Consider the following 19,641-nt stretch of genomic DNA (forward strand, 5'->3'; position numbering starts at 1 on the left):
GCACCCATCCTCTGCGAGATTTGCCCATGCGTAACCTGTTCCTCGCCAGTGCCTGCCTGCTGACCGCCGCCCTGGCAGGCTGCCAGCAAACACCCCTGGCCAACGATCAACTCGACGCCGTGCTCTGGACCCAAACGTCCATCGAGCACGAACTGATCTACCGCCAGCTCTTCGCCAACGCTACCCGCCAACTCGATATAGCGCTGGCCGACCCCAACTGGGACGCACTGCCTTTGCCTGCGCGCAAGCTGACCGGTCTGCCGCCGGCGGTAATCGTGGATATCGACGAGACCCTGTTGGACAACGTGCCGCTCAACGCTCGCGACATCATCAACAATCAGGTCTATTCCTACGATCGCTGGAATACCTGGGTCGAGCAGGCCAAGGCTCAGGCGCTGCCGGGTTCCGTGGCGTTCCTGCAAGCGGCCAGACAAAAAGGTGTCAAGGTGTACTACCTCACCAACCGCGAGCACAGCCAGGTCGCGGCCACCGCCAAAAACCTGCGTTTGCGCGGCTTTCCGATTGAGAGCGACGCACAGATCCTGGCGGCCAGCACCCCCACCGGCCACTGCGAAAGCGCAGGCTACGGCAAGCAGTGCCGCCGCCAGTGGGTCGCCAGCCATGCCCGCGTGCTGTTGATGGCCGGTGACTCGCTGGGAGATTTCGTGCAAGCCGAACACAACACCCTGGATGCACAACGCAAGGCCGTCGAACCCTATGTGAATTGGCTAGGCCAGCGTTGGTTCCTGCTGCCCAACCCGAGCTACGGCAACTGGTACAGCGCACCGTATGGGGATGATGAGAGCTTGCCGTTTGCGCAGAAACGCAGGCTCAAGCAGAGCGCACTGCTCATGCAAGAGTAGCCTTGGTAGGATAAGAACGTTTTTGAGTGACTGCTCACGAGCAGCGCACCAGCAAGGACACTTTTACTTGACAGGAAGTCCACCAAAATGACCATCAAAATTATCGGTCTGCTTATACTTTCGTTTATGGCATTCGCTTTTCTCAGCGGAGTGGCGATCGTCCAATTACGCAAAAAATATGGTGATGATCTAAGAGTCACCTTCTATCTATTTTCCCTAACGATGGTCATTACCCTCGCGTTAGCGACGTACGCATTCATAACGGGCGCAATCAGCAATGGTACATTCCAAGGGCCGATTGGATCATTCCTCAGTCGCCTATTGACTGTAATGCTTGACCTTGAAAAGGACTTGATGATCTTGCTGGTGATCGTGGGCATCATCTTAATACCCCAAGTGCTGAACTACATAATTTGTGGATTCATAGGCTGCGCGTCTCCGGTGATTTTTATTGAAGGTAGCCTGACATTTCTGATATGGGGCGTCATCAAAGCTTTTTCCGTGTCCGCGGCCATATTTGCTTCGCTATTCATTCTTTATGCATGCAGTGTCCTTAAAACCAACGGACATGAAATGCTCGGAACGCTGTACATGGCGTCAATGTCGCTGTCCTTTTCACTTACCACACTTATGCTTTATAGGGACTCGCAAGGCGCGGTTGACGCACTTCAGACGAACTGTCCAAAACTCATGAACAAACTCGCCAGCCTGCATGCATTGGCTGCCCGACATGAGCAAAGCTCTGCTTCAAATAAGAAAATCAATCTTGCGGAGCAGAGCAAGCCATTTACAGAGCATTTGTCATCCAAAGAGCCGAGTGATGACACACATGCGCAGACCTCATCGAGCCCTCAAAAAGCACAGTCTTGAGGATCAAAGGTTCCTGGCCGCAATCGCCTCCACCTCCACCAACGCCCCCGGCAACGGCAACGCCACTACTTGCAACGCGGTGCGCGCCGGCTTGTTCGGTTGGTCCACCGTGCCAAAGAACTGGGTATAGCCGCGCTGCAACCCGGCAAAATCCAGCTTGCCACCGGTCTCTTCAGCGCCGACCAGAAACACCCGTAACTGCACGATGTCGCCCAGGTCCAGGTCATGTTGGCGCAGGATCTGGCGCAGTTTGTTGAACACTGAAACGCTCTGCACTTCGGTGTCGCCATATACACCAGGCACCTTCGGGTCAGCGGGGTCCGGTAGCGTGCCGCTGACAAACACCAGGCTGGCCGAGGCCGGCACGGTGACGGTTTGCGAGATAGGGAATTCGCCGACGCTGGTGCGTTGGATGCTGTCACTCATGGTGTGGCTCCTCAGGATGCGGCCAACGCCGCGAGTTGGTGTTGTTGGGTGATGCGCTCGGCCAGTTGCGCGACCACATGGCGCGCCGAGTTGGCTGCCGATTCCTGCCAGATACCCACGCCGCTCTGCACCAGACCGTCGCCGGCGAAGTACACCCGGCCATGGGGCTGTTCAAGCAAGGCGTGGGCTTGGGCGGGGAAGTGTTCGCGTTGCAACCACGGGCCTTCGCTGTAGGGGATCTGCTCCCAGGACACCGCCAGTGGATTACGCAAATGCCTGGAATAACCTGGATGCAACAGCTCCACGGCTTGCCGGGAAGCGGCGTACTGCTGATCGAGGGGCTGACCGCCAAACACGTCGGCGCCCTCGCCGGTCACGTAACCGGCCACCAGCACGCCTTCGCGAGTGTTGAGGTCGTTGCTGGGGTACCACAGCAGGCGCGTCGGGTGCTCGATCCACGACAAGCCGCCGTAGGTGCGGTAGTCGGTCTCCCAAAAGCGCGGGGATTGCCAGGCCACCTTGGTTGCCTGGTCGCTGCGGGTGCTGAGCAGGGCCGCCTTGACCGGCGCGCTGAAGTCGGTATCAAGCTTGGCCAGCAGGGGCAGTGGCAAGGTGGAGACCAGAAAGTCGCCACGCACCACCTGTTCACGGCCACTGTGCTGGTCGTGGTAGGTCACCGCCACGCCGTCCTCCAACTGGCGGATCTGCCGCACCTGGGCGCCCAGTTGCACCTGCTCCTGCACGCGTCGGTAGAAGGCCTCGGTGATGCGGTCCATGCCGCCCACCGGCTGGAACATGGTGGCCGAAAATTCCGGGAACTCGGTGTGCAGCAAAGCCCCCCAGAGTTCCGGGTGCAGCAACCGCTCTAACGTCAACGGGCTGCGGCGAGCAGGCAAGGCACCAGGGTGAGCGGCGGATTCGAGGTGCCCCGAACGCAGGGTGCCCTCAAACGCCAACGCCTGGGACAGGTCGCCATAGACCTGCAAAAAAGCCAGCAGGCGCGTGCGCTCTTCGCCACTCAGCACATCGTCAAGGGCATCGCGTTGCACCGCCTTGGCCAACAAGCCGGATAAATGCCCGCGCGTATCGTTGAGCGCCTGGCCGACGCTGAACGCTGCCTGGCTCAAGTCCGGTCGCACCTGGGCACCATGACTGCTGTTGACCAGCACTTCCAGGGGCACGCCCAGTTCACTGCAATAGTCGAGGATTGTGCGGTGCTGGCTGGGGATGCGCGCCGGCCCGGCGTTGAAATACTGGCCTGGGTCAAACCCCACCGTCTGCGAGCGACCGTCCTTATAGTCCACGCGGTCGCCGTTACGCAGGGTCCAGGTGCGGCCACCCACGCGCTCGCGGGCCTCCAGCACCTGCACACTGAAGCCGGCGCGCGTCAACTCCAGCGCAGTGACCAGGCCGGCAATCCCGGCGCCCAGCACCAGCACGCGGGTGCCTTGCCCCAGACCATCCTTGAGTTTCAGCGGTTGCGGCCGACGGTGTGACGATGGGCCCAGGCCCAACACTGCCAGTGCGTCCTTGACCGCTTTCTCACCGCCCACCGCCGCGATACTCGACAGCGCTTCACGTCGTGTCAGTCCCATGTCTGTGCCTCCTTAATCCGGCAGCCCAGGCGGGTTGATCAGCGACTGGTCGACCCGTTCCACATCCAGGCCCCAACGTTGCAGCACCTGTGCGTATTGCCCCCCGGCAATCGCACCTTGCAGGGCGGTGTGAATCGGTTTGACCAGGCCGTTGTCCTTGCGCGTGGTCACCGCGATATCGGCCTGCAACGGCCAACCACCGTTGACGGTGCCGACGCGCTTGATGCCGCCGGTGATCGCCGCCGAATAGGCGTACACCGAGTTCGGCCCGAACAGTGCGTCACTGCGCCCCGACTGCACCGCCAGTTGTGCGGCGGCCTGGTCGTCGAAGTACTGCAACAACGCAGGTTTGAGGCCGGCTTTCTCATTGGCCTCGTTCCAGGCCAGCAGGACTTTTTCCTGGTTGGTGCCGGAGCCGACGATGATCTTCAGCCCGGCAATGTCCGCCGCCTGCTTGATCTCACTGATCTTGCTGGTGCTCTTGACGTAAAACCCGAGCACATCCTGGCGGTAGGTGGCGAAGTCGAAACGCTTTTTGCGCGCCTCGGTCACGGTGACGTTGCTGATCACCGCGTCGTATTTGCCCGAGCTGACGCCCAGGGGCCAGTCTTCCCAACTGGTCTGCACCACGTTGAGTTGCAGGCCAAGGCTGTCGGCCACCAGTTGGGCGGTGTCGGCCTCGCTGCCGATGGTGGTCTTGTCGTCACTGGCCAGCAGCGCCAGCGGTGGCCCGGCTACGCCTGACACGGCGACGGTGAACTTGCCCGGCTGGGCGAACTTGAAGCCGGGCGGGATCTGCGCAATGGCCGCTTCATTGCGTGGCGCATGGATGCGCGGGCGGTCGGGGCTGAGGTCGACCTGTTGCACGGCAAATGCGCTGTGGGCAGTGGCGCCAGCAAGCGCCAACAGGACGACACGGGCAGTGGTGATAAACATGGGCAGTCACTCCTTGAACTAAAGCACTTTGCCGAGAAAGGCCTGGGTGCGGGGATGTCGGGGTTGGCGCAAGATCTGTTCGGGCGGGCCTTCTTCGATCAGTTGGCCGTCGCAGAGGAACACCACGTGGTCGGCCACTTCGCGGGCAAAGCCGATCTCATGGGTGACGATCACCAGGGTCACGCCCAGTTGGGTCAGGCCCTTGATCACGTCCAGCACCTCGCCCACCAGTTCCGGGTCGAGGGCCGAAGTGGGCTCGTCGAACAGCAGCACTTTGGGGTCGAGCGCCAAGGCCCGGGCGATGGCGACGCGTTGCTGTTGGCCGCCGGAGAGCTGACGCGGGTAGGCGTCGGCCTTGTCCGCCAGGCCGACCTTGGCGAGTAATTCATCGGCCTTGTCACGGGCCTGCACCCGGCTCCAGCGCTTGTGCGCCAGGGGCGCTTCGGCGATGTTTTCCCAGGCGGTGAGGTGGGGAAACAGGTTGAAGTTCTGGAACACGAAGCCCACGTCGATACGGCGCTTGAGAATCTCGCGTTCGGTGAGTTCAAAAAGCAGGTCGCCTTTGCGCCGATATCCGACGTATTCACCGTCGATGGTGATATGCCCGCTGTCGATCTTCTCCAAGTGGTTGATGGTGCGCAGCAAGGTGGACTTGCCCGAGCCGGACGGCCCGAGGATCACCGTGACCTTCCCAGGGTCAATGCTCAGGTCGATATGATCGAGTACCTGCTGGTTGCCAAAGCGCTTGCCCACGCCCTGGATCTGAATGCGCCCGGCGCGTGCTTCAGGCATGGGCCTTCTCCTTGAACCAGCGGCGCACGCGCTGCAACGGCGTGGGTGGCAGTACCCGCGCGGTGCCCCGGGCGAAGTGGCGCTCGACGTAGTACTGGGCGCTGGTGAGCACGGTGGTGATGATCAGGTACCAGACCGTGGCGACGATCAGCAACGGGATCACCGCCTGGGTGCGGTTGTAGATGACCTGCACGGTGTAGAACAGCTCGGGCAAGGCCAGTACGTAGACAATCGAGGTGCCCTTGACCAGGCCGATGATTTCGTTGAACCCCGACGGCAAGATCGAGCGCAGCGCTTGGGGCAGGATGATCCGGAAGATGCGTCGAGAGGCCGGCAGCCCCAAGGCCGCCGCCGCCTCATGCTGGCCGGCATCCACGCCAATCAGCCCACCGCGAATGATCTCCGCCGCGTAGGCCGCCTGCATCAGGCTCAAGCCCAGGACGGCCACGGTAAATTGGCTGAGCACATCCACCGTCGACCACTCGGCGAACACCAGGTCGGTGAACGGCACGCCTAGCACGATGTGGTCGTACAGGTAGGCAAAGTTGTAGAGGATGATCAGCACCAGCAGTGCCGGCATCGACCGGAAAAACCAGATATAGCCCCAGGCCAACGCCGCCAGCAACGGCGAACCCGACAGCCGCGCCAGGGCCAGCGCGGTACCCAGCAGGATGCTGAACACTGTGCTCAGCAGCGTCAGCAGCAACGTCTGGCCCAACCCGCGCAGCACCGAGGGCGAAAAGAACCACTGGCCGAACACCCCCCATTCCCAGCGCGGGTTGGTGGCCAGGGAGTGCACGATGGCGAGTAATACCAGCGCGGCGAAAATCGACCCGGCCCAGCGCCAGGGGTGCCGGGCCGGCACCACCCGCAACGCCTTGATCGGCGTGGCGGCACGGCGCTGGCGCAGCGGTTGGGCGCTGACTTCATCCAGCAGGTCATAGGGTTTGGCGACAATGGGCATGTTCTTTTCCTCGCAGGCCTCAGAAGGCGTAAGTCAGCCGGGTGTAGTAATACCCGCCGGTAAAACCGTAGGGCGAATAGGTGCCGTAGCTGGCAACCATGGTGCTGCTCGGCACCCCTTGTTTCTTGGGATAGAGGTCGAACAGGTTCTTGGCGCCGATGGCGATGTTCAGGTCTTTGGTGAGGCTGTAGCCAAGGTCGAGGTCGGTAATCCAGCGGGCGTTGTAGACCCGGTCCAGGTCACGATTGGCCGATGAGTTCACTTCCTTGTACGAGCCGTAGCGGGTCAGGGCCAGGTTGAGGTTGAAGCGTTCGATACTCCAGTCGCCGCCCAGGATCAGCTTGGTGTTGGGTTGCACACCGGTGATCAGGTTGCGCGCCTGGCGGTCCATCAGGTCGTAGGACGTGCCGAGAATGTGGGTGGATTCTTTGTAGTTGAGGATTTGGGTCTGGTTCCAGTTGAACGCGGCGGTCCACTTCAGCGCGCCGAACGCGCCCAGGTCCTGGTTGTAGCTGCTGACCAAATCCAGACCCTTGGTGCGAGTGTCAGCGCCGTTGATAAAGTACTGGCCGCCGGAGGTGGAGTTGATGCCGTTGTTCTGCAGCACCTGGGTGACTTCCGGGCCCAGCAAGGTGCCGGTGAGGGTAATGCGGTCACGCAGGTTGATCACGTAGGCGTCGGCGGTGAAGCTCAGGCGGTCTGTGGGTGTGAGCGTAAAACCCAGGCTGAAGTTGGTGGAGCGCTCGGGCCTCAACGCCTGCGCGCCTAGCGCCTGGGCCGCCGCCGAACCCACGGGGAGCACGCCATAGTTGATCGACTGATACACCCCATCGACGACGCCATAGGTGGTGGAGCGCGCACTGAACAGACTGTTGGCCAGGGACGGCGCCCGAAAGCCATTGCTCACCGTGGCGCGCACCGCGAACTGCGGGGTGAAGTCGTAGCGGGTGGTCAGCTTGCCGCTGCGGGTGGCGCCTACGCCCTCGTTGTAATGCTCATAACGCACCGCCGTGCCGACGTACCAGTCCGGCAGGGGGTTGAAACCCACATCCACATAACCGGCCAGGCTGTTGCGTGACGCGCTGCTTTCTTCGTCCGGTGAAATACCGTTGGTGACCTGTGCCCCGGACGATGCGCAGTTACCCGGCGCCACGCAGTAACCACCATTGGCATAGGACGCGTAATCGCCGGCTTGCACCTCGTATGTGTCGCGCCGATGCTCGAAGCCGTAGGACAGGTCCAAGGGCTTTTGCAGACCGATGTCGAAGCCACGCTTGAAGTCCAGGTTGGTGGTCAGCTCGGTGGAAATCCAGGTGCCGGAGGTGAAGCTGTTCGGGGTGACTTCGCCCAGGGAAGGGTTCTGGTTGTGGGTGGTGCCCTGCTCCGCTTCGTTGCGCCCATAGGTGGTAGACAAGTCCCAGTCCCACTCGCCCACAGTGCCCTTGCCACCGAACGCCGCCTGGAAGTCGTCCTCGTCGATGTACCAGGTCGGGGTGTACCCGGCCGGGTAACCGTTGGGCCCGGTGGTGATGGTGTTGGTAATGGTCGGCAGGCGGAAGTTCTGCCCCTGCTCGGCCTTGCGTCGCGAGTAGGTGGTAAAGGAGTAGAGGCTGAGGCTGTCGTCGATCGGCAACTCGGCGTTGTAGCCCAGGGTCAGCAGGTTGGTCTTGGGCGTGCCGTAGCCGCCATAGGTGGACTTGCCCGCCAGGCCATAGGCTTGCTCATAGGTGTAGCCGTTGGCGCTGGCCTTGTTGTCATCGTTCTGGCTGCGCGCATCCAGGGCCAGTTGCACGATGCCGCCGTTGCCGATTTCGAAGCCCTTGTTGAGGCTTTGCTGCACGGTCTGTTTCTTGCCGTCGTAGCCAAGGCCCGCGTGGGTCACCGAAGTGCCGCGGGTGTCGGCCTTGAGGATTACGTTGATCACCCCGGCGATGGCGTCGGACCCGTATTGGGCAGCCGCACCATCGCGCAGTACTTCGACATGGTCGATGGCGCTGATGGGGATCAGGTCCAGGTCAGCTGGCGCCGCGCCGGTGTTGATGCCGTTGATATTCAAGGTGGCACTGGTGTGGCGGCGCTTGCCGTTGACCAGCACCAATACTTCGGCGGCGCTCAAGCCCCGCAGGTTCGGTGCCCGGGCAATGCCGCTGGCGTCCCAACCGGTTTTTTCCGGCAGGGTCAGCGAAGGGATCACCGCGCTCAACGCTTCCATCAACCCGGGCTTGCCGGTGTTTTGCAATTGCTGGGCGCTGACCACGTCAATCGGCACCGGGCTGCTGGTGACCGTGCGCTGCTCGGCGCCACGGTTGCCGGTCACGACGACCGTCGACAAGGTGCTGTCATCCTGGGCCTGGGCTGCTGCGGCGAACAGCGACAGGGTCAGGGCAGCAGTAGGTTGCAGAATTTGCTTCATATCCATTCCCAGCTTTTTCCAAATCGCAAAGTCGGGCAGACACGCGCCTGGCGCGGTGTGGCCGGTAATCAAAGGGGCGATGCGGCTTGGGCTAGGTGTGGGGCAAGCGAGGGGGTTGAAGTGGCAACATACGTTGAGCTCCCGTCCAACGATTCTGCTGCGGCGGGATGATTACCCGGTCAGGCGCGCAGAATCTGAATCACGCTGGGTACCATCCGAGGTCAGGGGTAGGCTGTTGGGATCAAACATAACGGAATGGATATTAAAAATATAATGCTATTTGGGCATAAGCTAATATTCTGTACTTTCATTATTTATAAAAATAATTATTCATAAAAATGATTTTTAATCTGCGCGCGCAGCACGCTCAAAATGTGGGAAGGGGCGTGCTACCGATGACTGTGGGCCAGTCAAAATTCATTTACTGACACGCCCCCATCGCAACGGTAGCTACCGACGGTAACCACGATGCGAAGCGAGCCGCTCTTGATCTGGCTCTTGATCTGGCTCTTGATCTGGCTCTTGATCTGCTCTTGATCTGAGGCGCCCCGTCAAACCACGCTGGCCGGAATTCGACAGGGATTTGGGGGGTAAACCGGCAGGGATGCCGGTTTAGCCGCCCCGCGCCATGGATGGCGCGTGGCGGCGGCCCCCCAAATCACTGGCGGATTACGGGTACACCGAGCCCAAGCGAGGTGCCGAGTGGTGGGGCAAGAGCCCTTTGGTTACTTTGGGGCTCTTTTCCAAAGTGACCCGCTGTCAGAGCGGAACCCTAAGTGGTCGTTACCGCAGGAATGGATATACACCCGGTATAACTGCATCGGCTGTCAGGCCGCATTCGCGAGCAAGCCCGCTCCCACATTTTGATTGCGGGGTGTCAGATAGATAGGCGTCGGCTAGCAGGCCGCCATCGCAGGCAAGCCAGCTCCCACATTTTTGATCGCGGGGTGTCAAGTAGATAGGCGTCGGCTAGCAGGCCGCCATCGCAGGCAAGCCAGCTCCCACATTTTTGATCGCGGGGTGTCAAGTAGATAGGTGTCGGCTGGCAGGCCGTCATCGCAGGCAAGCCAGCTCCCACATTTTTGATCGCGGGGTGTCAGGTAGACAGGCGTCGGCTGGCAGGCCGTCATCGCAGGCAAGCCACACATTGGTACTCGGTGCAGCCAGGATCATTGAACAGGGCGCAACAGCTGCATCTGCTGGCGATAATCATCCGTCACCTGCCGCGCCTGGCTGCTGCTGGTAATCACCCTCGGCGTAATCAGCACAATCAGCTCCGTGCGGTCCTTGGACTTGCCGGTATTGCCAAACAACCAGCGCAACCCCGGAATCTTCCCCAGGTAAGGCACGGCACTGACGCTCTCAGCGTTGTCCTGCTTGATCAACCCGCCGAGCAATACTGTCTGGCCACTCTGCACCGCCACCTGAGTGGACACCGAGCGCGTGGAAATGCGCGGGTTCACCGGCGTCTCACTGCTCCCCGCCGGGTTCTGGGCATCACTGACCTGTTGCTGGATATCCATGTACACCAGCCCGCCCGGATTGATACGTGGCACCACATCCAGAATCACCCCCGTCTGCACATATTCGACACTGCTCAAGGTGGTGTCGGCGTCTCCGGTGTTAACGGTGGTCTGGCTGATGGGAATGTTGTCCCCCACCTGGATCTGCGCTGGCTGATTGTTCATCACCACCAGCGATGGCGCCGACAGCACCTGGGTGCGGCCGTTGGTTTCCAGGGCGTGCAGGGCCACTTGCAGGTTGGAGCTGACGAAGGAGTAGAACAACGAGTCCGCCGCCCCCAGCCCTGCCCCGCCACCGCCCAAGGCGCCTTGGCTGCCGGAGGCGTTGGCCACCGTGGTGCTGGTGGAATTGCCGGCCAGGCGGCCCAGGTACCACTGCACGCCCAGGTCCAGTTCGCCGGTGAGCTTGACCTCCAGGATGCGGGTCTCGATCTGCACTTGCAGCGGTGGGTTGTCGAGGCGTTTGATCGCCGCTTCGATCTCTTTCCATTGCGCCGGGCGGGTGCGTACCAGCAGTTGGTTGCTGCTCTTTTGCGCGGTGATGCGCGTGCCCGCTTCGAGGTCGCTGGTGGGCGGCGCCTGGGTGCTTTCGGCAGGCTCGGATTCAGGTTCTTCGGCTGCGGGCACGGGCGCGTTGGCCTGCAAACCGGCGCTGGTGGACGAGGACAAGGTGGTGGTACGCAACCCCGGCGCTACCTTCGCCGGGGCGTCATCCTTGATCGCGCCATTGCCGTAGATTTGCCGCAGGTACTTGGCGAGGTCGGCGGCCTTCATATTGCGCACGTCGTACACATACATCTGCGGCTCGTTGCCGCCGCCCTCGTCGATGGTGCGGATCCAGTCGCCCACTTCGCTGAGGTACTGGGGCTGGGAAGAAATCGCCACCACCGAGTTGGTGCGCTCGACCGGCAAGAACCGCAGCATGCCGGCCAGGGGAGTACCGCTGTCCGCGCCGAACATGGCTTGCAGCTCGGGCATCAGCTCGGCCACCGAGGCGCGCTGCAGGCCGAACACCGCCACCGACATGCCCTTGAGCCAATCCACGTCGAAGGTGTCGATGGTGTCCTGGTAGTTGGCCAGTTCGTCGGGCGTACCGGCCAGGCTCAGGACATTGCGCGCCGGGTCCACCAACAAAAAAGCGTTTTCACGGGCGAAGGGCTTGAGCAATTTCTGCATCTCGGTGGCCGAGATATAGCGCAGTGAAAACAGACGTGCCGAGAGGCCGCTGGCCGGTTGCGCCACGCGCATCTGCGGCACCAGCTTGCCCGCCACTGCCTGGTTGGCCGGCAGGATCACATAGCGGTTGCCCTGCTTGATCATGGCGTTGTCGGTCCAGGACAGCAGGGTTTCGAGAATCGACAGCGCATGCTGTTTGTCCACGGGTTTGGAGGTGGAGAAGCTGACAGTGCCCTTCACGCCCTCGGCGATGCTGTAGTTCTCGTGCAGCAGGTCGCCCATCACGCTGTTGATCACGGCCTCGATGGGCTGATCGGCGAAGTTGAACACGATATCGCCACCCTGCTCCGGCACGTTGGCAGGCGCGGCGGGCTGGCGCACGAACGCTTGATTGCCGCGAATCAACTGGCGCTGTGGCGGGGCTTGGCTGGCAGGTGGAGGGCTTTCGGCCACAGGCGCCTCAAGCGGCGGGCGTTGTGCGCCGGTGCCCTGCAGGGCCTCGTGCAGCAGGTCGTCGTCCGGGTCGAGGGTGTCGGGCAAAGATCCACAGCCGCCCAGGGAGACGGCGGTAGCCAGGCAAAACAGCGAAGTGCGCATATCGATCAAGGGAGAGACTCGCGGGGATGTGAGATCAAAGGTAACCGCTTACCGTAGAGGCTCAGGGTCTGGGTGCGCCCGTCCAGGGCAAAACGGGCGTATTGCGGGGTCAGGTGTTCCAGGCGCCAGCCGTTGGGCAACGCCTGGCCCAAGCGCACCGTAAGCGTTGGGCCACCGGTTTGCTTGAGCATGGCCATTTGCAGGTTGCCGGTGATCATGATGCCGCTGAGGGTCAGGTTGGCCAGGCTCGCCACCTGGGTTTTGCCCACCTCCCGGTCCGGGCGGCGATCCGGGCTGAACAGCGGCGCTTGCCAGGTGCCGGCAAGGTCTTGCAACGCCGGCGTGGGAGCGGCCTGCACCTGGAACGAGGGTGGCGCGTGCACCGGCGCATCGGGTAACCACCGCGGAGCATCGCCGATGCTGCTGAGGATCATCGCCATCAACACCCCCAAGAGCCCGGCCACGCCGAGCCAGCCCCATTCAAGAGGACGCAAGGGGCCGATCATGGTGCCACCCGCGCCGGTTGCAGGTAGCCGCGCACCAGGAGTTGCACCGCCAGCTTGCCTGCCCCGCCACTGGCTGGCGCCTGTTTGTCGCGACGAATATGCAGTTCATCGACGAACAGAAAAGGCGGCTGATATTCCAGCCCATGCAGGATCGCGGTCAGCGGTTCGATGGCGCAATTGAGCGTGAGGCTGACCTTGACCTGGCGATAGGGCTCGCTGTCGTCCTGTTCGGGCGTGATCGGCTTGCGCTGGGTCAGGTTGCAGCCGCCGCCGAGGTTGGCGTGGCTGTTGATCAGGTCGGCGAGACGCTGCATCAGGTCGGCGGCGACCACGTCCGGGTCGTCCCCCGGCAACAGGCTGGCGCTGCTGGCCGGGTCTTGCTGTGCTTGCGCCAGCTGTTCGCGCAAGGCATCGCCCTGGCGTATGACGCTGGCATAGCGCTGCTGTTGTTCACGCAACTGTTCGGCCTGTTCACCCATTGCCCGCAGCGGCCCGGCGAACCAGCTGTCGATCAACAGCCAATAGGCCGTGCCAAGCACCAAAGCCAGGGTCAACAAGGCGGCGCCGCGGCGTTCACGGGGTGTGAGGGGTCGGCGCATCGGCGGCCTCCTGGCGTAAGTGGGCACGCAAGGCAAACTGGTCCTTGCCGGTGCGTGCGTCGGGTTGGATCACCCCTTCGAACTGTGCGTTGTCCAAGCGCTGGCAGCCTTTGATGCGGCTGATCAAGCCACTGGCCTTGGCACTCTGGCCGGAAAAGCTCACCTCGCCGTCCTTGACGTCCAATTGGTCGAGCCAGGTGTCGGCGGGCAGGCAGCTGGTCAAGTCATTCAGCAGCCCGGCCAGGGGGGGTTGTGCCCGTTTGCGCTGGGACAGGTACTGCGCCGCACCACGGGTGTTGAGCAGTTGCTGGCGCAGGGCGTGCACCTGGGCGACCTCGGCTTTTTGCTGTTGAACAGTGGCGTGCATGCTGTCGAGTACCCGCTGGCGATCGTTGAGCCACAACAGCATCGCCGCGATCAGCAACGCGCCGCACAACCACGGCAGGCTGCGCTGCAATTGCTTGCCGGCAGAACGCGAACGCGGGCGCAACGGCGCGGGCAGCAGGTCGATACCCAGGCCCGCCACATCCACGCGGTGCGGGTACAGGCCGAGGGCGGCGCAGTCAGTAAGGACCTGGTCAAGGCGCTCGCGCAGGATCGCCACCACCCTCACCTCCAGGTGGCTGGGTGTGCGCCGCTCCTGACGGGCGACGAAGTAGAGCTGCTCGGCGTTGAACGGGGTGTAGCGGTCCAGTTCATAGCCAACCACCTCCACGAGGTTGCGTGCGGCGGCCAGAGGCAGTTGCACCCTTTGCTGCAACACGGCGTCGGGGGCAAGCATCAGCACCTGGCGCGCATTGCCTGGGACCACCGGTGCCGTCAGCGGCCAGTGATGAACCTGCTCAGGCGGGTCCTGGAACGCCAGCCACTTCGGCACACAGCCGCGTAACTCCGTGAGCCACAGGCGCCAGCCTTGTTGCAGCAGGCTGCCGCGCCAATAGCGGGCAATCGGTTCGAGTTGAATCATTCTTGCCACCGCACCACCCGATAGGGCTGTGCGCTGTCCTCCGCAGGGCTCAATAAAAGGGTCAGTCGCAAGCGTGCCTGATAGCCGCCGGGGCGCTCGGCACGGCTGTCGATTTCCACGACCTGGCCGGGGTCGGCGCCCTCGGCGTTCTGACTTGGCAGGTTCAACGCCTTGCGCATCAGGGGGCTGGCGAATGCCGGAGCGGGCCGGTCGAGGTCGCTCCACAAGGTGATTTGCGGCAGTAGTTGGCTGTAGAGCGCCTGGGTCATGCCGGGGAGTTGACGCACTTCCTCCAGCACCCGAAACGGCGCCAGGCCCTGATGGCGCCGCGTCTCAAGGGCCTTGGCCAACTGCCGGGCCTGAACCGGTGTAGCGCCGCAGGCCAGGGCCAGACGTGTAAGGTCTTGGGGGGCAGCGTTGACCAGGTACAGCTTGCCGCGCTCACTGCGCAGACTGACCTGTAAGCTGGCGTCGTCGAAGGTCAGCGCAATAGAACGCCCGTCCGCCACCCACTGCCCTTGCGCCATGACCTGTGCGATACCGGCCTGGGCGGCCAACAGCGTCTGGGTGTGCTGGCGCAGCCACAGCGCCTGGCGACTTTGCAGTTGCACCCACCCGGCCAGACCACCCAGCAATACGCTGAGCAGGGCCAGCACCCACAGCACCAGCAACAGGGCCGCACCACGTTGGCACTTCATTCTTCGCTGCTCGGGCTGGACAGGTTCAGGCGCAGCGCAACCACCTGGGCGACCCATGGCACCGGCCCGTCGACGGAGGCGTCGATGCGCACCGCTGTGGGCAGGCGCCGGGGCCAGGGCCACGAGCTCAACCAGTCGGTGGGCTGGCCCAGTGGCGAGACACCGCGATAGCTGAACTGCAGCGCCTTGACGTCATGCAAAAGCACCTGCGGCTCATCGCGCTGCGCGTTGGCGTGGGAGTCCCTCTGCGAAAAAGCCACCTGCAGATCCTGCCCGACCCGTTGCAGGGTAAAGCGCTGGATACCCCCGCCCAATACACCGGGCAAGGTCGCCACAAACTGCAGACGCTCAGGCGTGCCGATAAAAAAACCTTCGGCCTGGCTGTCATCGTCAGTGAGCTTTAGCGGCAGCGCCTCGCTGATCGAGGTGCGCAAAAACTGTTGGGCGGCGCGTATTTCATCCAGGCTGACGGTGTAGGCCTGGGCCTTGGCCACCGCCCGATTGGCCCCCAGCAACGCTGCGCTCACCAGCAGCAACAATACCGACAGCAAGCTGAGCACCACGAGCACCTCCAGCAACGTGAAGCCCTGCTCAGGGCGCTTCACAGGCGCACCTTCAAGGTGCTGAAGTGCGCCTGATGCGCGCCTTCACGCACGTTCAGGTCGAGACGAAACAGGTGCGGCTGTTGGCGGGTACTGGTCAGTTGCCAATGGATACCATCGAGTTCGCCTTGGCGGGTTCCCTCCGTCAGCGGGCCGGCGGCTTCCTGGTCCAGCACCGTGAGCGCGGCATGGCTGAGGCGGTCGCTGTGGGCCACCTGGGACAAGGCGCGCGCGCTCTGGCCGAAGGCAACCAGCAACACGCTGCTGCACACCGCCATCAACGTCAGGGCGGCGAGCATTTCCAGCAAGGTGAAACCGGCCTGGTGCTTCATGGCAGCGCCTTGGACTGCACACTGCCGGTAAGCCAGCCAATGTCGATGCGCCAACGCCGGCTGCCGTTGGCCAGCAGCAGGTTACCGCCGGTCGAACTGCCGTCGGGATAGAACACCACGGCGGACCCAGCCTGTTCGGCACCGTGCAAGGTCACCTGCACCTGCGCCGGCCACTGCTGTGACGCGCGCCCTGGAGCCTGGAACGTGCGGCCCTGGAGGTCAAACCGAGTGTGCGTCGCCTGGCCGCTGATGATCGCGCTCGCCCGCGTGGCGCGCAGCGCCTCGACCATCTGCGCGACCACCCGACGCTCCTTCGCCACCTGTAGCCCTTGCCGTACACCCAGCCCCAACAACCCCGCCGCAATGCCGATCAATAGAATGACCACCAGCATCTCCAGCAGGGTAAAGCCTCGCTGGGCCACGGGCGGGTTATTCCCAGTTGCCCAGGTCGGCACTGTAGCCCTCGCCGCCGGGTTGGCCGTCCTGGCCGTAGAAGATCAGGTCGAAGGCGCCATGCTCACCGGGGAAGCGATAGCCGAACCCGTGGCCGAACGGGTCTTTCAGCTCCGAAGGCTTGGCGTAGGGGCCGGCCCAGTTGGAAGCACTGGCCGGCTTGTCGAGCAGCTGTTGCAGGTTGTTGGGCGGCGCCCCCACGTCCAGGGCGTAGCTGTCGATCTTCATGCTCAAACTGGCCAGTTGCGCCTTGCCCGCGCCGTACTTGCCCTTGTCCACATTGCCACCGACCTGGCGCACCACAATGGTCGCGACTATGCCCAGCAGCACGATCACCGCCAGCATTTCCAAAAGGGTGAAGCCGCCTTGGCGGTGTCGGGTTTTCATCGGTTCTGCTCCTTGAAAATTCATATATGGCTGGTGAGGCTCATCAGCGGCAGCATGATCGCGAGCATGATCACCGCCACCAGCACCGCCATGACCACGGTCAGGGTCGGCACCATTGCCGCGAGCAAGCGTTCGATAGCGCGCTTGGCCTCGACGTCGAAGATGTCGGCGACCTTGAGCAGCATGCTGTCCAGTTCGCCGGCCTGTTCACCGACTTCAATCATGTGCAGCGCCAGCTCGGGTAGCAGCGGCTGGCGGCCGAACGCATCGGCCAGGGTGCCGCCGCCCTTGACCCGTTGCGCGGCCAGCGCCACTTGCGCCTGGAGCGCACGGTTGCTGCAGACCTGCCTGGCGATCACCAACGCGGGCAACAGCGCCACGCCATTGCTGAGCAACGTACCGAGGGTGCGGGCCAGGCGGGCGGCTTGCACCCGTTGCAACAGCGGGCCGATCACGCGGATGCCCAGCAGGTGACGGTCGTAACGCTCACGGCGGAGGGGGTCGCGCACGCGCGCTGCCAGGATCAATCCACTAATCACCAACCCGGCCAGCAGCACCAGGCCATAAGCGCCGAGGAACTCGCCAAGCCCCAGGATCACCTGGGTAATCAGTGGAATCGGTACACCCAGGTCCTGAAAAATCGGCACGAATTGCGGCACGACATAGGCCAGCAACAGCGCCAGGGAACCCAGTACACCCACCACCAGGAACGCCGGGTAGATCAGCGCATTGATCACCTCGCCGCGCAGCAACTGGCTGCGTTCCAGATAGTCGCTGAGCTGGCGCAGGGTGCCTTCCAGCGCCCCGCCGGCTTCACCGGCGCGCACCATGCTCAGGTACAGCGGGGAAAACGTGCCGCCCTCCTCCTCCAGCGCAGCCGAGAGCGGTTTGCCGGCCTTGACCTGATCGCGAATGCGCTCGATCAAGGCCCGCACCTGGGGATGACGGGCTTGCTTGAGCAACAGGTTTAAAGCGCGTTCGAGGGGCTGGCCGGCGCCCAGTAGCGTGGCCAATTGCTGGGTGAAACTCACCAGCGCTACGCCCTTCAACTGCCCGCGTGCCTGGCGCAACAAGGGGCCGCTGGCCGTTTCGATGTGCAGCAGCAACCACCCGCGCTGATGCAAGACGGCGACAGCGGCCGCCTGGTCAATGGCCTGCAACGTACCGCTCTGGGCCACGCCCTGGCTGTCCAGGGCGCGGAACTTGAACAGGCTCACACGTCATCTCCACGGGTGACGCGCAGTACTTCTTCCAGGGAGGTGACACCGGCCAGGGCCTGGCGCAAACCGTCTTCATACAAGGTGCGCAAACCGGCGCGGCGGGCGGCGTGTTCGAGGCTGGCGGCGTCGGCGTGGCCCATCAGCAAGCCACGCAACTCATCGTTCATCACCAACAATTCAGTGAGGGCGCTGCGGCCGTGATAATCGCCGCGGTAAAGCAGGATTGGACGCTGCTCGGTCAGGCGATCCAGGCCATGCTCCTTGATCAATTCCGCTGGGGCCTGGAAGGCTACTCGCGTGGCCGGGTCCAGGCGCCGCACCAGGCGCTGGGCGAGAATACCGCTGACCGTGGAGGCAATCAGGTAGCTTTCCACGCCCATGTCCAGCAAGCGCGTGATACTCGCCGCAGCACTGTTGGTGTGCAGGGTCGAGAGGACCAGATGGCCAGTGAGTGAGGATTGGACGGCAATGCGGCAGGTTTCCAGGTCGCGGATTTCGCCGATCATGATCACGTCCGGGTCCTGGCGCACGATGGCGCGCAGCGCTCCGGCAAAGTCCAGGCCGATGGCCGGCTTGACCTGGATCTGGTTAATCCCTTCAAGCTGGTATTCCACCGGGTCTTCCACGGTGATGATCTTGCGTTCTGCGGTGTTGAGCTGCGACAACGCGGTATAGAGCGTGGTGGTTTTGCCCGAGCCCGTGGGCCCGGTGACCAACAGGATGCCGTGGGGCCGCGTCAATAGATCCTGGAAGGCCGCCAGGCGCGGGCCATCGAAGCCCAGGCTGGGGAAATCGAATTGCACGGTTTGCCGGTCTAACAGGCGCATCACCACTGACTCGCCAAAGCTGGTGGGTACCGTGGACACCCGCAGGTCCAACGCCTTGCCCTGGATGCGCAGCATGATGCGCCCGTCCTGAGGCAGGCGCCGTTCGGCAATGTCCAGGCGCGCCATGATCTTCACCCGCGAGATCACCGCCGCCGACGAACTGGCAGGCGGTGCTTCGGCGTCGTGCAGCACGCCGTCGATGCGGTAGCGCACCTTGAGTTGGTTTTCGAAGGGTTCGATATGGATATCCGAAGCGCGCTGTTCCACCGCACGCTGCAGGATCAGATTGACCAGGCGAATCACTGGCGCTTCGGAAGCCATATCCTTGAGGTGTTCGATGTCTTCAAGGGCGCCGCCCTGCTCATCGAGGTTTTCGATCAGGCTGCCCATGGCGGAACGGCCCTGGCCGTAATAGCGCTCGATCAGCGTGTCGACTTCATTACGCGAACCGATGGCCAGCCAGACCGGCACCTCGCAGGCATACGCCAGGGCCTGGAACGGATACCACTGCGCCGGGTTGGCGGCCATTACGCGCAACCCGCCCTGATGCCAACCCATCGGCACGACCTGGTAATGACGCATAAAGCGCTCGGTGAGCACCGGAAGCGGGTCGAGCAACGGCGGCGCCGCGTCGGCCAGCAGCAGTGGCGCATTCAGCAAATCCGCCCAGGCGCGGGCCAGTTCGACTTCGGACACCAGGCCCAGGCGCGTGAGTAAACCGAGCAGGTCACCAGGCTCAGTGGATAAACGCTGGGCGCGTTCCAGATCGGCGGTTTTGAGCCCGGCGTTTTGCATCAGCCACGCGCACACCTGGTCGGTGTGCGGGATCTGCATCTTGCAAGCATCGATGGGCGCTGACGACATCATTGAGGAATATCTAACGTTGCGAAAAGTA

Annotated in this window: 19 protein-coding genes; 2 read left to right on the top strand and 17 right to left on the bottom strand. The window is 62.9% G+C overall.

Translation table 11 applies throughout. The features are described from left to right. Positions 1 to 26 precede the first annotated feature (26 nt). Together ODQ19_RS13110 and ODQ19_RS13115 are read left to right on the top strand one after the other, a co-directional pair. Positions 27 to 863, top strand: a complete 837-nt coding sequence (locus ODQ19_RS13110) for a 5'-nucleotidase, lipoprotein e(P4) family (protein WP_330210252.1) — start codon at positions 27 to 29, stop codon at positions 861 to 863. Between the two features lie 87 nt (positions 864 to 950). Then, positions 951 to 1,733, top strand: a complete 783-nt coding sequence (locus ODQ19_RS13115; RefSeq protein WP_330210253.1) for a hypothetical protein — start codon at positions 951 to 953, stop codon at positions 1,731 to 1,733. A gap of 3 nt (positions 1,734 to 1,736) precedes the next feature. Here the strand turns inward: ODQ19_RS13115 and ODQ19_RS13120 are convergent, their stop codons facing one another. From ODQ19_RS13120 to gspE, 17 genes are all read right to left on the bottom strand, one after another. Beyond that, positions 1,737 to 2,159 (bottom strand): RidA family protein, encoded by a 423-nt coding sequence (locus ODQ19_RS13120; protein ID WP_330210254.1) that lies wholly within the window; start codon positions 2,157 to 2,159, stop codon positions 1,737 to 1,739. An 11-nt stretch (positions 2,160 to 2,170) separates the two neighbouring features. After that, positions 2,171 to 3,754 carry a flavin monoamine oxidase family protein gene (locus tag ODQ19_RS13125; protein WP_116665323.1) on the bottom strand — a complete coding sequence of 528 codons (1,584 nt, stop codon included), beginning with the start codon at positions 3,752 to 3,754 and terminating at the stop codon, positions 2,171 to 2,173. A 12-nt stretch (positions 3,755 to 3,766) separates the two neighbouring features. Then, the gene (locus ODQ19_RS13130; RefSeq protein WP_116665322.1) at positions 3,767 to 4,690 is read right to left on the bottom strand and encodes an ABC transporter substrate-binding protein; all 924 of its coding nucleotides are present in this window, start codon (positions 4,688 to 4,690) and stop codon (positions 3,767 to 3,769) included. Between the two features lie 18 nt (positions 4,691 to 4,708). Then, complete coding sequence (locus tag ODQ19_RS13135) at positions 4,709 to 5,482, bottom strand: amino acid ABC transporter ATP-binding protein (protein WP_047711276.1); 774 nt, start codon at positions 5,480 to 5,482, stop codon at positions 4,709 to 4,711. Then, positions 5,475 to 6,446 carry an amino acid ABC transporter permease gene (locus ODQ19_RS13140; protein ID WP_054898355.1) on the bottom strand — a complete coding sequence of 324 codons (972 nt, stop codon included), beginning with the start codon at positions 6,444 to 6,446 and terminating at the stop codon, positions 5,475 to 5,477. Before ODQ19_RS13140 ends, ODQ19_RS13135 begins: the two co-directional genes overlap by 8 nt. Positions 6,447 to 6,465: 19 nt before the next feature. Then, positions 6,466 to 8,859, bottom strand: a complete 2,394-nt coding sequence (locus ODQ19_RS13145) for a TonB-dependent receptor plug domain-containing protein (RefSeq protein WP_330210255.1) — start codon at positions 8,857 to 8,859, stop codon at positions 6,466 to 6,468. Between the two features lie 1,169 nt (positions 8,860 to 10,028). Next, on the bottom strand, positions 10,029 to 12,155 hold the full coding sequence (gene gspD, locus ODQ19_RS13150) for a type II secretion system secretin GspD (RefSeq protein WP_330210256.1): 2,127 nt from the start codon (positions 12,153 to 12,155) through the stop codon (positions 10,029 to 10,031). A gap of 5 nt (positions 12,156 to 12,160) precedes the next feature. Continuing rightward, positions 12,161 to 12,661, bottom strand: a complete 501-nt coding sequence (locus ODQ19_RS13155; RefSeq protein WP_116668312.1) for a general secretion pathway protein GspN — start codon at positions 12,659 to 12,661, stop codon at positions 12,161 to 12,163. Next, on the bottom strand, positions 12,658 to 13,260 hold the full coding sequence (gene gspM / locus ODQ19_RS13160) for a type II secretion system protein GspM (protein WP_330210257.1): 603 nt from the start codon (positions 13,258 to 13,260) through the stop codon (positions 12,658 to 12,660). Before gspM ends, ODQ19_RS13155 begins: the two co-directional genes overlap by 4 nt. Then, on the bottom strand, positions 13,235 to 14,227 hold the full coding sequence (locus ODQ19_RS13165; RefSeq protein ID WP_330210258.1) for a PilN domain-containing protein: 993 nt from the start codon (positions 14,225 to 14,227) through the stop codon (positions 13,235 to 13,237). Before ODQ19_RS13165 ends, gspM begins: the two co-directional genes overlap by 26 nt. After that, positions 14,224 to 14,925 carry a type II secretion system minor pseudopilin GspK gene (locus ODQ19_RS13170; RefSeq protein ID WP_330210259.1) on the bottom strand — a complete coding sequence of 234 codons (702 nt, stop codon included), beginning with the start codon at positions 14,923 to 14,925 and terminating at the stop codon, positions 14,224 to 14,226. Before ODQ19_RS13170 ends, ODQ19_RS13165 begins: the two co-directional genes overlap by 4 nt. Further along, positions 14,922 to 15,530: a prepilin-type N-terminal cleavage/methylation domain-containing protein gene (locus ODQ19_RS13175; RefSeq protein WP_330210260.1), complete on the bottom strand. Its 609-nt coding sequence runs from the start codon at positions 15,528 to 15,530 to the stop codon at positions 14,922 to 14,924. The genes ODQ19_RS13170 and ODQ19_RS13175 overlap by 4 nt, the downstream gene beginning before the upstream one ends. After that, complete coding sequence (locus ODQ19_RS13180; RefSeq protein ID WP_330210261.1) at positions 15,527 to 15,859, bottom strand: type II secretion system protein; 333 nt, start codon at positions 15,857 to 15,859, stop codon at positions 15,527 to 15,529. The genes ODQ19_RS13175 and ODQ19_RS13180 overlap by 4 nt, the downstream gene beginning before the upstream one ends. Beyond that, the gene (locus ODQ19_RS13185; RefSeq protein ID WP_330210262.1) at positions 15,856 to 16,281 is read right to left on the bottom strand and encodes a type II secretion system protein; all 426 of its coding nucleotides are present in this window, start codon (positions 16,279 to 16,281) and stop codon (positions 15,856 to 15,858) included. Before ODQ19_RS13185 ends, ODQ19_RS13180 begins: the two co-directional genes overlap by 4 nt. A 7-nt stretch (positions 16,282 to 16,288) precedes the next feature. After that, positions 16,289 to 16,699, bottom strand: coding sequence for a type II secretion system major pseudopilin GspG (gene gspG / locus ODQ19_RS13190; protein ID WP_019821138.1), 411 nt, complete (start codon positions 16,697 to 16,699; stop codon positions 16,289 to 16,291). Between the two features lie 20 nt (positions 16,700 to 16,719). Next, positions 16,720 to 17,916 (bottom strand): type II secretion system inner membrane protein GspF, encoded by a 1,197-nt coding sequence (gene gspF / locus ODQ19_RS13195; protein WP_330210263.1) that lies wholly within the window; start codon positions 17,914 to 17,916, stop codon positions 16,720 to 16,722. Beyond that, positions 17,913 to 19,580, bottom strand: a complete 1,668-nt coding sequence (gene gspE, locus ODQ19_RS13200; protein ID WP_442962746.1) for a type II secretion system ATPase GspE — start codon at positions 19,578 to 19,580, stop codon at positions 17,913 to 17,915. Before gspE ends, gspF begins: the two co-directional genes overlap by 4 nt. Positions 19,581 to 19,641: the final 61 nt, after the last annotated feature.

Source organism: Pseudomonas sp. AM4(2022) (assembly GCF_036346515.1).
Classification (GTDB): domain Bacteria; phylum Pseudomonadota; class Gammaproteobacteria; order Pseudomonadales; family Pseudomonadaceae; genus Aquipseudomonas; species Aquipseudomonas paracarnis.